General features: G+C 61.3%; 13 protein-coding genes and 1 CRISPR repeat array (1 of these 14 only partly in view). Of the genes, 7 read left to right on the top strand and 6 right to left on the bottom strand.

Features of this window, described 5'->3' with window-relative positions; genetic code table 11:
- Positions 1–883: a CRISPR direct-repeat array (repeat unit 37 nt; unit sequence GTTTCCGTCCCCTTGCGGGGAAAAGGTAGGGATCAAC); it reaches 70 nt to the left of the window's first position.
- Positions 884–1,218: 335 nt separating this feature from the next.
- On the top strand, positions 1,219–2,310 hold the full coding sequence (gene ald / locus NW855_RS00430) for an alanine dehydrogenase (RefSeq protein ID WP_414402809.1): 1,092 nt from the start codon (positions 1,219–1,221) through the stop codon (positions 2,308–2,310).
- A gap of 9 nt (positions 2,311–2,319) precedes the next feature.
- Here the strand turns inward: ald and NW855_RS00425 are convergent, their stop codons facing one another.
- A complete protein-coding gene (locus NW855_RS00425; RefSeq protein ID WP_011429985.1) occupies positions 2,320–2,952 on the bottom strand; it encodes a ribonuclease D in 633 nt (210 codons plus the stop codon).
- Positions 2,953–3,191: 239 nt separating this feature from the next.
- Positions 3,192–3,497, bottom strand: a complete 306-nt coding sequence (gene rpsN, locus NW855_RS00420; RefSeq protein ID WP_011429986.1) for a 30S ribosomal protein S14 — start codon at positions 3,495–3,497, stop codon at positions 3,192–3,194.
- A 144-nt stretch (positions 3,498–3,641) separates the two neighbouring features.
- Here rpsN and NW855_RS00415 point away from each other — a divergent pair, with 144 nt between their 5' ends.
- Positions 3,642–3,965, top strand: a complete 324-nt coding sequence (locus NW855_RS00415) for a hypothetical protein (RefSeq protein ID WP_011429988.1) — start codon at positions 3,642–3,644, stop codon at positions 3,963–3,965.
- Here NW855_RS00415 and NW855_RS00410 read toward each other — a convergent pair.
- Positions 3,962–5,482, bottom strand: coding sequence for a YcjF family protein (locus NW855_RS00410; RefSeq protein ID WP_011429989.1), 1,521 nt, complete (start codon positions 5,480–5,482; stop codon positions 3,962–3,964). The genes NW855_RS00415 and NW855_RS00410 overlap by 4 nt on opposite strands.
- Before the next feature lie 80 nt (positions 5,483–5,562).
- Complete coding sequence (locus NW855_RS00405) at positions 5,563–6,054, bottom strand: cytochrome c oxidase assembly factor Coa1 family protein (protein ID WP_011429990.1); 492 nt, start codon at positions 6,052–6,054, stop codon at positions 5,563–5,565.
- Between the two features lie 512 nt (positions 6,055–6,566).
- On the opposite strand from NW855_RS00405, the gene NW855_RS00400 reads away from it, so the two are divergent.
- A complete protein-coding gene (locus tag NW855_RS00400; RefSeq protein WP_041438224.1) occupies positions 6,567–6,881 on the top strand; it encodes a hypothetical protein in 315 nt (104 codons plus the stop codon).
- Positions 6,882–6,903: 22 nt separating this feature from the next.
- Here NW855_RS00400 and recJ read toward each other — a convergent pair whose 3' ends face one another.
- On the bottom strand, positions 6,904–9,132 hold the full coding sequence (gene recJ / locus NW855_RS00395) for a single-stranded-DNA-specific exonuclease RecJ (RefSeq protein WP_099812214.1): 2,229 nt from the start codon (positions 9,130–9,132) through the stop codon (positions 6,904–6,906).
- Between the two features lie 113 nt (positions 9,133–9,245).
- Positions 9,246–9,413: a hypothetical protein gene (locus tag NW855_RS00390; protein ID WP_083759159.1), complete on the bottom strand. Its 168-nt coding sequence runs from the start codon at positions 9,411–9,413 to the stop codon at positions 9,246–9,248.
- 263 nt (positions 9,414–9,676) lie between these two features.
- Between NW855_RS00390 and NW855_RS00385 the strand changes: the two genes are divergently transcribed.
- From NW855_RS00385 to NW855_RS00370, 4 genes are all read left to right on the top strand, one after another.
- Positions 9,677–10,600, top strand: a complete 924-nt coding sequence (locus NW855_RS00385) for a metallophosphoesterase family protein (RefSeq protein WP_011429994.1) — start codon at positions 9,677–9,679, stop codon at positions 10,598–10,600.
- Positions 10,601–10,675: 75 nt separating this feature from the next.
- Entirely contained in the window at positions 10,676–11,422 is a 747-nt protein-coding gene (locus NW855_RS00380) for a phosphoadenylyl-sulfate reductase (protein ID WP_011429995.1), read from the top strand.
- A gap of 3 nt (positions 11,423–11,425) precedes the next feature.
- Complete coding sequence (locus NW855_RS00375; protein WP_099812213.1) at positions 11,426–11,737, top strand: antibiotic biosynthesis monooxygenase family protein; 312 nt, start codon at positions 11,426–11,428, stop codon at positions 11,735–11,737.
- A 131-nt stretch (positions 11,738–11,868) separates the two neighbouring features.
- Positions 11,869–12,213 (top strand): ArsR/SmtB family transcription factor, encoded by a 345-nt coding sequence (locus NW855_RS00370; RefSeq protein ID WP_414402808.1) that lies wholly within the window; start codon positions 11,869–11,871, stop codon positions 12,211–12,213.
- Positions 12,214–12,702 lie beyond the last annotated feature (489 nt).

Genomic DNA, 12,702 nt, shown 5'->3' with positions numbered 1-12,702 from the left:
AATGAAAAGTTTCCGTCCCCTTGCGGGGAAAAGGTAGGGATCAACTCCCTGAGTGGATTCTGAACAAGTTCGCGTACAGAAAGGTTTCCGTCCCCTTGCGGGGAAAAGGTAGGGATCAACACTCTGGGCTTAGCCTCTAGTACAGCTCAACTTTGGCAGTGTTTCCGTCCCCTTGCGGGGAAAAGGTAGGGATCAACTGCACAGCTGCCGGGTCTTTTTCATAACCCAGCTCGAGGGAAAGTTTCCGTCCCCTTGCGGGGAAAAGGTAGGGATCAACTACTCATCCCAGTACTCCCCAAAGTTGGGGTCACACTGGGGTTTCCGTCCCCTTGCGGGGAAAAGGTAGGGATCAACTTAATTTGACCCCACACACCATTAATGAGGTGGTGACGTTTCCGTCCCCTTGCGGGGAAAAGGTAGGGATCAACTTAATCACATGGACTGGACCGTAGAGTCTGTTGAGGACGAGTTTCCGTCCCCTTGCGGGGAAAAGGTAGGGATCAACACTCTATTTTTTCATTAGTAATCCGAGAGTGTACCTGTTTCCGTCCCCTTGCGGGGAAAAGGTAGGGATCAACACTTGATGGAACCGGTAATCACCGTCATTGTCCGTGATGTTTCCGTCCCCTTGCGGGGAAAAGGTAGGGATCAACTGTGATAACGGGGATTAATATCCCCGTTATTGCACTACGTTTCCGTCCCCTTGCGGGGAAAAGGTAGGGATCAACCGATCTCAATGTTCTGGGGTGAAAGCGCACGAACCCGCTACGTTTCCGTCCCCTTGCGGGGAAAAGGTAGGGATCAACCACTGGGGTCCCGGGTAGGTGGAGCAGCACTAACTCCATCGTTTCCGTCCCCTTGCGGGGAAAAGGTAGGGATCAACCCTACCCCCGGAAAAGGCTGAATCCATAAGGTTTTCAAGGTGCGTTTGCGAGGGAGTACGGAGACTTCCCGAAACAGATATTAACACTGCTTCGCCGGATAAGCGCAAGTCGGGAAATTCGCTGTTTTGAGGGCATTATGTCACGTTTTTGGGTCAATTTGGGCAAGCAGTTCTAGATTCCTCTTAAAGCCTGGTGTTGCCAGGGGAAAGCTAACAACGGCTCGCCCCGACAGATTGCGCACAAAACTTTACAATTCCTGCCGCCCCCCGTCGGCCAGGGATCCCATCCCAGCGCTGGTCTGTCTAGACTGGAAGACAGCCCTATGGGGATCCCTATGCGCATTGGTGTGCCCAAAGAGATCAAGGAGCAGGAGTTTCGCGTTGGCCTGACGCCGGCGGCGGTGCGGGCTCTGACGGAGCAGGGGCACCAGGTGTGGGTGGAGACCCAAGCTGGCCAGGGGGCGGGCTTTAGCGACGAAGACTACCAAAAAGCGGGGGCCAAGCTGGCCGCCACCCCTGAGGAGATCTACCGGCAGCAGTTGGTGGTGAAGGTCAAAGAGCCCCTGCCCGCCGAGTATCCCCTGCTCCACCCGGATCTGATCCTGTTTACCTATTTGCACCTGGCGGCCAGCCGCGAGCTGACTCAGGCCCTGCTGCGTTCGGGGGCCACCTGCCTGGCCTACGAGACGGTGGAGCTGGCCGATGGATCCCTGCCTTTGTTGGCGCCCATGAGCATGATCGCTGGGCGGCTCTCGGTGCAGTTTGGCGCCCATTACCTGACCCGACAGCAGGGGGGGCGGGGCGTGTTGCTGGGCGGGATCCCGGGGGTGCCGCCGGGGCGGGTGGTGATCCTGGGCGGGGGAACCGTGGGCACTGAGGCGGCCAAGATGGCCGTTGGCCTGGGGGCACGGGTGCAGATTTTGGACATCAACCTGCAGCGCCTCAACGAGCTGGAGCTGATCTTCGGCTCGCGGGTGGAGCTGCTCTACAGCACCGCCCAAAGCATCGAGGAATGTGTCCGCGAGGCCGACCTGGTGGTGGGAGCGGTGTTGGTGCCGGGCAGACGCGCCCCGGTTTTGGTGAAGGAAGAGCTGGTGGCCCAGATGCGGCCCCGCTCTTTGATCGTGGATGTGGCCGTGGATCAGGGGGGGTGCATCGCCACCACCAAGGCCACCACCCATGCCCAGCCGGTTTACGAAGCCTATGGAGTCTTGCACTACGGGGTTCCCAACATGCCGGGGGCCGTCCCCTGGACCTCGACCCAGGCGCTGGTCAACGCCACCCTCCCTTACATCTTCAAGTTGGCCAACCTCGGCTTGAGCGCCGCCTTGGAGCAGGACCCGGCCCTGGCCAAGGGGCTCAACCTCTGCGGCGGCAAGCTCATCCACCCGGCGGTGCGGGCCACCTTCCCCGACTTGGCCAACTGAGGGCCTTCGCTACTGGTGCTCGAAGACGTTGCCATATCCCAGCAGATCCAGCTCCACCAGGGTGGGGAGGTGTTGAAAACAGCGCTGTGCCAGCTCCCAGCGCTCTTCCCGCTGCAGCATTTGGGCCAACTTGTGGCGCACCGGGATCAAGTAACGAACATCGTTGGCCGCGTACTCCAACTGCTCCGGCGAGAGGGCCTGGACGTTTCCCCAGTCGGAGCTCTGGGCAGTTTTATTCAGCTCCACCCCGCACAGCTCGCCCACCACGTCCTTCAGGCTGTGCTTGCTGGTGTAGGTGCGGGCCAGCTTGCTGGCAATTTTGGTGCAGAAGACCGGCCAGGCCTGGATCCCCAAGTGGTAGCGCAGCATGGCCAGGTCAAAACGGGCGTAATGGAAGATCTTTTCGATGTTGGGATCCGTCAGCAGCCGCGCCAAATGGGGGGCCTGCTTCACGCCGCGGCTCAGCCGCAGCAGCACCACCTCGCCGGCAGCGTTGGCTATTTGCACCACACAGAGCCTGTCCCGCTGTGGGATCAGCCCCATTGTTTCGGTGTCCACAGCCAAGAGGGTTTCCCCGGCCAGCGCCTCTGCCACTTCGGGGGTGAGATCTTCGTCGCAGATCTGGAAAGGCTCTAGGGCCACAGGGATCCCTCGCTAACTTGGCGAGAGCAGCCGCCCGGCTGAGATACTTCCCTCGCCTGAAGACAAAAGTTTTTGACATCTCAACCAGCGCCGCTGGCCGACCAGCCCTGAGCAAACTCCACCCCCCTCGGAGACAGGAGATGCCCTCCCCTCGACTGAGACGGCCAGCAGCCTGGTTTTCGCTCGCAACGCTCCGCTCCTGCGGGCGGGGTTGTAACCAGCGGCTGGCAAGCTTGGCTCTACCAGCTTGCCTTGACCACGCCCGGCAGCAGGCCGCGGTGGGCCATTTCCCGCAGGCTGTTGCGGCAGAGGCCGAAATCCCGGAAATAGCCGCGGGGACGCCCGGTTTTCCAGCAGCGGTTGCGCAGGCGGGTGGGCGAGCTGGCCCGAGGGAGTTTTTGCAGTTGGGCGTGCAGCTCCATGCGGGTGGCCTGGTCGATGTTGGGATCGGCCATGGCCGCCTTGAGTTGTTGGCGCTTCTCCCGGTATTTTTCGACCAAGCGTTGGCGCTTTTTCTCCCGCTCGATCATGCTTTTTTTAGCCACGGCTCACCTGTTTCCCCAATTTTTCGGCTTTACTAGGATAGCGGGCAACAACAATCTGCAGCAAGGGATCCCCGGTGGGATTCCCGTGGTCGACTGCTTGCCCTTGCGGCGATCTAGCTGTACAGGCCAAGTTGAGGGTGGGGGATGGCCCTTTCCAAAGTAATTTCGTTCATCGCTGCCAAGTTCAAGGTTTCCCCGGAGCAGATCGAAGCCGCCCGCGTGGTCATTTACAGACCGCCGGCGTTGCTGGCCGTGCTCAAGTCGGTTCCGCCGCTGCCCAAAGAGGTGCTGGCGGATCCCAGCTTGACCTACGCCTACCCTGCCCCCTTTATCGAGTGGTCGAAGCGGATGCACGGCCTGGCGGAATGGGACGATGTGCCCGCCCTCAGCTACGCCGACTACGTGGCGCAGATGGAGCTGGCCTTCATGCCGACGGACATTGCTGTCGAGGCCACCAACAAGGACTAGCGCAGGCGAAAAACCCGTTCTGAGGCCTGGCGGACAAACTCCTTGAGCCAGCCCGATTTTTGGGCGCTCTCCACCTGGGCCTTGACCACTGCCTGCATCCCCCCTTCCCCCCAGCTTTGGTTGCGCTGGAAATACTCGATGAAGCTTTTGCCGGCAATGCGGGTGAGATAGCCGGCGCTGGCCGCCTGGATGGGGGCTGTCGCCAAAAAGCCAACCACGCTCACCTCAGCCACGGTGGCCAGGAGCCCGGTGGTCAGTTGGAGCGCCCCCTCCACCAGCCCCAGGCCGGCCAGGGTCTTGGCCAGCGACAGGGCCAGCTCCCGCCCCTGCTGCAGGTTCATCTTGCAGCCGTAGAGGGATCCCAGCTCCACCACCATCTGGGCGTTGATGGCGGCAATGGCCAGCAGATCCAGCGCCGGGATGGGGTTGGCAAAGACCACGCCGGTCACGATCCACTGAAAGCGGTCGATCACCTCCTCCGCCTGGCGGCGCAACTGCGCCTGGATGATCCGCTTGGCCTCTTCGCCCAGTTGCTGGGATTGCAGCAGGGCATTGTCCAACGCCAGGGATCCCCCCTCGGCGTAGAGCACCGCCTGGACGCGATCCCGCACCGCCGCCACCTCCGGTTCCGGCTGCCAGGTTTGGGATCCCACCTGTACAGGGGCTGGAGCAGCGGCGGCCGGCAGCACATCTTCCGGTTGGATCAAGGGGTAAACCCGTTCCCGCAGCCGTTGCAGCAGGAGCCGCCGTTCTTCGGGGGTGTAACGGTCGATTTTGTTGAGCACCAGCAGAGCCCGCTTGCCCAGGGCGATCAACCGACGCAAGGGATCCACCTCCGACCGGCGCAGATCCCCGTCCACCACCACCAGCAGCAGATCGGCAGCTTGGGCCTGGGCCTGCGCCTCCTCTTCCCGCATCGCCCCTGCCGGCCCGATCTCCAAAATGCCCGGACAGTCCACGATCTGCACCGGGTGGGGGATCCCGGGCAGGTCCCAATCGTAAACCGCCACCGCCTGCGTGGTGCCCAGCGTTGCCCCCACCGCCCCCACCCGCCGCCCCAGCAGCGCGTTCACCAGCGAGGTTTTGCCCGCCGATCCGGTGCCGAAAACCACCACCTTCAGTTGCGGCTGGGCCAACTGTTGGGCCAGCCGGGCCGACCGTTCCGCCAGCGCCGCCCGCGCCACCTGATCCTGGATCTGCGCCATCTGAGCTTCTAGTTGCGCCAGGTTGCGCCGGGCTGCCTCCCACTTCTCGGCAGGAGTTGCCGGGGGAGCTGGCCTGGGAAGCCTCTCGGTTTTAGGGGCGGGGCGGAACAGAAACAAGTAGTAGATGGAAGCGGCCAAAAACACCAGCAGCAGCAACACCAGCACCCCGATCAACAGCCCCCCCAAAATCGGGTGGTAGCGGGTGGCGTAGTACAGATCCAAAAACGATTGGATCAGCCAGACGATCAGGCCCGCGAACGAGGCCAACAGCGCCAACAGCAGCAGCAAGCGCAGATAGGGAACTGTTCGCATAGGGATCCAGGGCCACAACCGTTCGCGTCAGCGGGACGGAGTCCTTTTGACTTTACCCGCGGCTAAGCATGTCCAACTACTCAGATCTCGCCTGTCGGCAGCACTGCCCCTGCAGCCGGCTCCTCTTGTTCACAGCGGGATCCCCCCTCCCCTTTCAGGATCTGTATGGCCTGTGGATCCCCATCCACTTTCACCTGCAGATGGCGCAACTGCCAGGCTGAGCCGGCCACCCCCCGCTCCGACTCCACAGCCACCTCGCCGGTGCGCCGGGATCCCGTGATCAAAAAGGACAGACAGGCCCAGCCGGCTTGCTCATCCTCTTGAAAGCGCAGCCGCGAGGGCCAGCCCGGACGCAGGGGATCCCCCAGCCGCTCCACCACCACCGCAGTCTGTTCGAGCCGCTCCACCGCCAACTGGTAGGTGCGATAGGCGCCTGAAGCCCGGATCCCATTCCAGACCAGGATCCCTGCCCCCGCCAGCCCCAAGCCCAGCACCGCCAGCAGGCCCAGACAGCCGCATCCACAGCAGCCCAAAGGGGCGGCACAGCCGACTTTTTGGGGGCTTTCCGACACAGCCAATCGCAGAAGTAGGACGCCCCCAAACTAACACAGAACGGCTGCGCTGCCCCCTGAGGGGGGAGCCAGCTCTCCCTTGGCAGGGATTGCAGAAAGTAAAGTCTGGACAGGCCTACGCCATTTGTCGGTAGTTGCAAGGCCTCTTCGTTTCCGTATTACTACAGACAGTGGCTCGAAAAAATAGGATGTCGGCCAAGTTAAGCAAGTTCAGACAAGCCATTTGCAAGTTTAATTTTGCACTGCCCCATCAATGGGATCCCTAAGTATCCAATTGCTGCTCCGGCTTCGAGTTAGACGTGAAAGTCTAACGCATCGCCGATCCTAGGTTTCTCTCCGCATGGGATCTGAGCAAAGTCGAAGCTTATAAACCCGTGAAAGGCCCGGGATCTTGGGCAGCGAAAAAGCCGGCAAAGTGCGTATATCCAATCCGCCATTCGGCGGAGTCCATTTCAGAGGGTCTTGCCGAGAATGAAACCAGCGAAAAGTCTCAATCCAAGAGCATCCCCACCATGAGTGAGATCAAAAGCACGATTGTGCAGCAAATTATTCAAACTGCCATGATGACCGGTCTGCTTACCGCTGCTCAGGAACACGAACTTAACGTCAAAGTCTTCCAAGAGGATTGCTCCGAGGCTGACCTCTTCCTGCTGCGCCGCCTGCACCGCTGCCTACGCCAGGGATCCATCCGCCGGATCCCGGCTTTGCACAACACCATAGCCGTTGGCCGCTTTGGCCCTCCCTTGCGCCCGCTGCCCGACAGAGCCGAAGAGGCACAACTCCAGCCGGCAGGGCTAAGCGTAGTGCGCAATCCCAAAGTTGGCTGATGGTGGTGCCGGGGGGCGTCTTCTACTTCGGAGAAACAACTGCCGGCAGGGGATCCGGTCGCAGCAGCCGCTGACAGAGCTGGGCGATCTGGGTGGGGCTGGCTTCGTCCAGCCAGCGGTGAAAAGCTTGGGATTCTTGAATGCGGCCCAGCAGCCGTGTTGGGATCTGCTCCGGCCCCTCCAATTCCGCCAGCCACTGCCAGGGCAAGCCGGTTGTCGCCGCCAGGACATGGGGATCCCATTGTCCCGTCCGCCCCAATTCCTGGAGTCGGGCGATTTGGTGGGGGAGGCGCTTCCAGTGATGACCAGAAGCGGCCAGGATCAGCGTTTGCGGCTGCACCTGCTGCAGCAGTTGGGCTAGATTTGCCGGCAGCCAGGGCCAGCGGGCCAGCAGCAGAGCTGTTTTTGCCGACGGGAGGAAGTCTTGCTCGAGAGGAAGGGCCTGCCCATCGTAGCGGAAGACTTCTTGGAGGGAATCCGGCAGGGGGCGTTGCCGGTAATCCTGGATCCGAAGGCTGGGGGCGGAAACGGTGGGCGCCTGCCAGTCGCCAGAGGGGCGCACCGCCAGCACTTTGCCCTGCCAGGGCTGCTCGGCTTCCAACTGCAGGGCGATGTCCAAGGCCTGGCATGCTTGCCACCGCTCCAGCTCTTCGCCGGCTTCCCAAAACCAGAGGGCACGGGATCCCAGCTCAAACTTCAGGTGGCGGCCATTCTGGGAAGCCCTCAGCCTGACGCTGCCGCGGCGAACGTTCATCAAGGCTACGACAGGGTTGGGGTTGCCGTGGCCAAAGGGCTGCAGAAGCTGCAACTGCCGATACACCTCGTCCAGCTCTGCCACCCCATCCCGGCCCTGAGAGGCCAACCGCTCCCAATCGATAACAATCTCCACCGCCAAGGCGCGAGCTTGGCGATCCGGGCCGACCCGCGCGGCCAGCTCCCGCCGCAAAGCCAGTTGTACGGCGGCCAGGCAGGACAGATCCACTTGGATCCCAGCGGCCATGGGGTGGCCGCCTCCCCCCAGCAAGAGGGGACGCACAGCCTCGATGGCCTCCACCAGGTTCACCCCCGGAATCGAGCGGCCCGAACCATAGCCCCGTCCCGTCCTCTCGTCTTTGGCAATCAACACCGTCGGGCAACCGTACTGCTCCGCCAAGCGCGCCGCGGCGATCCCCAAAACCCCCGGATTCCAGCCGCTTCCGGCCAAAACAATTGCCCGCTCCCGCGCCAGATCCAAGCTCTCCACCTGTTGGCTGGCCTCTTGCAGAACCTGTTGGGTGAGTTGCCGACACTCCTCATTGAGGGCAACGAAATGCTCCACCAGCGTCTGGGCCCGCTGCGGATCCGAGGTGGTCAACAGCTCCACCGCTAGGCTGGCATCGTCCCAGCGACCAATGGCGTTCAGCTTGGGGGCAAGGCGAAAGGCGATGTCCTGGGCTGTCGGCGTTCCTGAGGATTGGCTGTTGCTCACCCAATCCAAAAGAGCCCGCAGCCCCGGACGCTGGGTGTTGGCCAGCACGGGCAGGCCCCGCTGCACCAGGTAGCGGCACTCCCGCTGCAACACCGCCACATCGGCCACGATCCCCACCGCCACCAGATCCAGGTACTCTTCTACACCAGGGATCCCCAGCGCTTGGTAGAGGGCCTCCGCCAGCTTGTAGGCCACCCCCACCCCCGGCAGAAAGCGCAGCGGGTGTTCCTCTGGCAGGCGCAGCGGGTTGACCACCGCATAGGCAGGGGGCAAGGGATCCGGCAGGGCGTGGTGATCCGTCACGATCACGTCCACCCCTTGGGCTTGGGCCAGAGCAATCTCGGCAGCATTGCCTATGCCGCAATCCACCGTCAGGAGCACCTGGCAGCCTTGATCCAGCACCTGCTGCAGCCGCTGAGGGTTCAAGCCATGCCCTTCGGTGCTGCGCAGCGGTAGAGTGAACTGGACTCGGAAGCCCAAGGTTTGTAGCGCCGAGAGCAAGAGGCTGGTGGCGGTAACGCCATCGCAGTCGAAGTCTCCCCAAATGCAGAGGGTTTCTCCTCTTTTTCTTGCCTGCAACAGCCGCGCCACCGCCCGCTCCAGATCCGGCAGGGATCCCGCTGGCGTGGGAGAATACTGATTAGGATCGACAAAAGCCCGCGCCTGTTCTCGGCTGTGCAACCCCCGCAGAGCCAGCACCTTGGCCGCATACTTGCCGTACTCTCGGCTCAGCTCCGGATCAAATTGAGGCGGGGTGGGCAGCAGCTCCCAGCGGTATTCCATGCAAGCTCGACAGGAATAAAACTCCCTGGGAGCCTATCAAAAACTGCTCAGGGAGAAAAGCAGCTTGGGATCCCGGAAAGCAAAAGCCGGGGTGAGCGATCCCTGCCAACCTGCTATTGACAGCAGTGAGAGGCCACGCAGCAAGGGGAGGGGTGGGCGTGGTCATGGGTGGCACAGGCTTGGCTGCAGTAGAGTTGGCCTTCGTAGCGATAGCCTTGGCTGCTTTCGAAGCTGCAGTTGCAGTGGTCACAGGCGCAACGAACAAGGGTGGTAGCAGACATGATTTTTTCTCCTTGCTTGAACTGAGGGATCCTCTTGTCGAAGATCCGTGTTGCTATACCCTAGCAGTTGCTCGGCAGCGGCGCCGGAACAAGAATCAGACTCATTTGTGACGATTCCAAATCGCAGCAACCACAACTCCCCTCTCCCAAAGGGAGAGGGGCTGGGGGTGAGGGTATCCTGGCTGAGGTTAAGAGAAGCCCATAGCCCTCTAGCCGGTTATTGACTATGATGCGGGCGTGAGGTGTGAATAAGTACCTAGGTGATGGCCACCCAAAGGATTTGCTTTGCCCAAGTCTCAGATGTTCACCTAATGCCGGAGACAGGGTGCCGCTGCTGGTGGATGTCCGATTCCCCCCGCCGCCAGTTGGAAGCTGCCGTTGCCCATCTCAACCAAGTGCCGGATCTGGACTTTGTGGTGTTCACCGGCGATTTGGTGGATCAAGCCGATCCGGAGAGCTTTGAGGTGTTCCAGGAGATCCTCGCCCAACTGCGGGTGCCCTACTACCTCAGCCTCGGCAACCACGATATCGACACCTTGGGGAGGGAGGGGCGCTTCAACCGGGAGCAATTTATCCGCTGGTGCCAACGTCAATTTCCGTTGCCCCTTGCCCCCACAGGCTATGTCGATTACAGCCTTTCCCCCCTGCCTGGGATCCGCTTGATTGCCCTCGATGCCAGCCTGGGCCAGTTCCCTCTGCCCCAGGGCGTGCTGCGCCCCGCGCAACTGCGCTGGCTAGGCGAACATCTACAAGCGGTGCCGGAGGAATGGCTGATCCTGCTCATCCATCAGCCTCCCTTTATCTCCCCCACCCAAATGGATGCGGTTTTGTTCCGCAAGTACCGGCTTCGCAGCGAGCAAGCTGTAGCTCTGCATACCCTCTTGGCCGACCACGGGCGGGTGGTGGCAGTGTTGAGTGGACATCTGCACGTGCCGAAGGTCTATGTGCAGGACGGAATCCCCTACCTGACAGCGCCGCCTCTGGTGGGGCCGGTCTCCGCTCTGCGCGTGTTTGAGTTGGACGTCAACCCACGGCGAGGGGTGTTGCGCTACCACTGGGTTCACCTGCCGGAGCCGGATCCCAGACCTCTCTGGCATGGCCTGGTCATGGGAGTTCGGCGGGATCGCTGGGGACAAATCCCCCTGCGGGCCAAAGGATCTCGATCCCTGCCCGCCGTTGCCCAGTAGCCAAAAATCCTAAACCTTGACCGAATTAGTGTAGATTAAAAAGGCAAAGAGCCTTGGATTCGATGTCTTCCCCCTATGACTGCAACCCTTTCTTCCTCCGGCCACTGGGAGCTGGCGGCTCAGGCGTTACGAGAGCAGTATCAGCCGCAGGTAGCTTCTCTGAGCGAGCGATTTGAGCCTTTGTCGGCGAGCGACCTGCTGGCCTGGGCCGTTGCGGAGTTTGGGGACGGGCTGGTGCTGGCCTGCAGCTTTGGACCGGAAGATCTGGTTCTCATCGATCTGCTCACGGCCATTCGCCCCCAGGTGCGCGCCTTTTTCCTGGATACCGATTTTCACTTCCCGGAAACCCTGCAACTGCAGCAGCAGGTGTTGGCCCGTTACCCCCATTTGCAGCTGGAGATCTTCAAACCGCTGCTCACCCCCGAAGAGCAGGCGGCGCAATATGAGCCGGAGCTGTACCGCACCAACCCTGACCTCTGCTGCAGCCTCCGCAAGGTAGAGCCCCTGAATCGCGCCCTGGCCAACTGCACCACCTGGATTACGGGGATGCGCCGCGAGCAATCCCCCACCCGCGCCGATATCGGCAAGGTGCAGTGGGATGGCAAGCGCAACCGCCTCAAGCTCAACCCGCTCGCCGACTGGACAAACGGCCAAGTCTGGAAGTACATCCTCGACCACGGGATCCCTTACAACCCCCTCCACGACCGCAACTATCCCAGCATCGGCTGCATCCACTGCACGGCGCCGGTGGAGCCGGGAGCGGATCCCCGCTCTGGCCGCTGGAAGGGCACAGCCAAAACCGAGTGCGGCCTGCACACCTAGCCTATGAACCCTTCGCCTGTCCTAGAGGTGGCTCAGTTTGAAGTCAGCCCCGGCTCTGAAGCCGCTTTTGAGGCTGCCATCGCGCAAGCCTTTGTCTACCTACAACAGACCGATGGCTATCGGCAGCACCAACTGCAGCGCTGTTTAGAGCACCCTCAGCAATACCTGTTGCTGGTACACTGGGGATCCCTGGAGGCCCATTTGGTTAACTTCCGCCAATCGGAAAACTTTGTCCGCTGGCGCGCCCTCCTCGAGCCCTACTTTGCTCGGCCACCGCAGGTGTTGCATTACCAACTGCTGCCGGGGTTGACCTGATCAGAGGCAGCGCGAGCCTAGGGTTGCGCTGGTGCTGCAAAGCAATGGCGGCCTTCCCAGTCCAGGAGCAACTGGGGTGGGGGGAGTGCTTGCCGACGGGAGCGCAAAGCTCTTGCTACCCTAGTCGAAGGATGGTTTCGTGGTTGGCCAAGGTAGAGGAGGATTTGCTGTGTGAGCAGGTACGGGAGGGATTTCACGCTCTCTCCGATCCGATTCGCCTGCGCGCGCTGCAACTGTTGCGTGGGCGGGAGCTGTGCGTTTGCGATCTCTGCGAAAAGCTGCAGGTAAGCCAATCCAAGCTCTCGTTTCACTTAAAGACCTTGCGAGATGCGCAGTTGGTCAACGCTCGCCAGCAGGGGCGCTGGATCTACTACAGCCTCAACCCACCTTGCTTTCAGCTCTTGCAGCATTTTTTGGATAGCCTAGGACAAGCTGCGCCCTCTGAGGTTGCCGTTCCCTGTGCGGAGGATCCCTAGGTATTTATCCTCGATTGAGGCGCAGGTTGCTTGCCCTGCCGCCCTAGCCCTGGGGGGGGGGACGCCACAACCCCCGCTACAGGGCCTACGGCCCGCTGACGTGAAGGAATCTCAAACTGCCTCAGCAGATACTTCCTCCTCAGATTCACCCCCCACCCTGTCTTGGTGAAACCTGACCAGAAGTTTCCGCATCTGAGAAGCCGTCTGCCGACACTCTCGGCGAACAGCTACCTTGACACTCCCACCGCCTAAAGGCGGGGGATTCTTACGCAGTCCACAAAAGAACCCGCAACGGCGTTGTCAAAGCGCCTCTAGACAGTTCCTTAACGCAAAGCCCCAAGGTTCTGCTGACTTTCTTAAGCAGGTTGGCGGCAGCATTCGCCTCAGCCCAGAGGGTCTCCACCCGTCGGGTTTTTCACCATAATTAGGTAGCTCATCTCCATCTAGGAAGCTTGCCTGCGAGCTGTACGCCTCCTCTACCTCAATAAA

Source organism: Synechococcus sp. RC10B2 (assembly GCF_047502635.1).
The sequence above is the reverse complement of the archived record's forward strand: the minus strand, read 5'-3'. Positions and strand labels throughout refer to the sequence as shown.

What these genes read in the sequence shown, in the direction of transcription:
- NW855_RS00380 (WP_011429995.1), top strand. Translation starts at nt 10,676, where the DNA reads ATGACTGCAACCCTTTCTTCCTCCGGCCACTGGGAGCTGGCGGCTCAG.
- NW855_RS00385 (WP_011429994.1), top strand. Translation starts at nt 9,677, where the DNA reads ATGGCCACCCAAAGGATTTGCTTTGCCCAAGTCTCAGATGTTCACCTA.
- NW855_RS00400 (WP_041438224.1), top strand. Translation starts at nt 6,567, where the DNA reads ATGAGTGAGATCAAAAGCACGATTGTGCAGCAAATTATTCAAACTGCC.
- NW855_RS00410 (WP_011429989.1), bottom strand. Translation starts at nt 5,482, where the DNA reads ATGCGAACAGTTCCCTATCTGCGCTTGCTGCTGCTGTTGGCGCTGTTG.
- NW855_RS00370 (WP_414402808.1), top strand. Translation starts at nt 11,869, where the DNA reads ATGGTTTCGTGGTTGGCCAAGGTAGAGGAGGATTTGCTGTGTGAGCAG.
- ald (WP_414402809.1), top strand. Translation starts at nt 1,219, where the DNA reads ATGCGCATTGGTGTGCCCAAAGAGATCAAGGAGCAGGAGTTTCGCGTT.
- NW855_RS00415 (WP_011429988.1), top strand. Translation starts at nt 3,642, where the DNA reads ATGGCCCTTTCCAAAGTAATTTCGTTCATCGCTGCCAAGTTCAAGGTT.
- NW855_RS00375 (WP_099812213.1), top strand. Translation starts at nt 11,426, where the DNA reads ATGAACCCTTCGCCTGTCCTAGAGGTGGCTCAGTTTGAAGTCAGCCCC.
- NW855_RS00390 (WP_083759159.1), bottom strand. Translation starts at nt 9,413, where the DNA reads ATGTCTGCTACCACCCTTGTTCGTTGCGCCTGTGACCACTGCAACTGC.
- recJ (WP_099812214.1), bottom strand. Translation starts at nt 9,132, where the DNA reads ATGGAATACCGCTGGGAGCTGCTGCCCACCCCGCCTCAATTTGATCCG.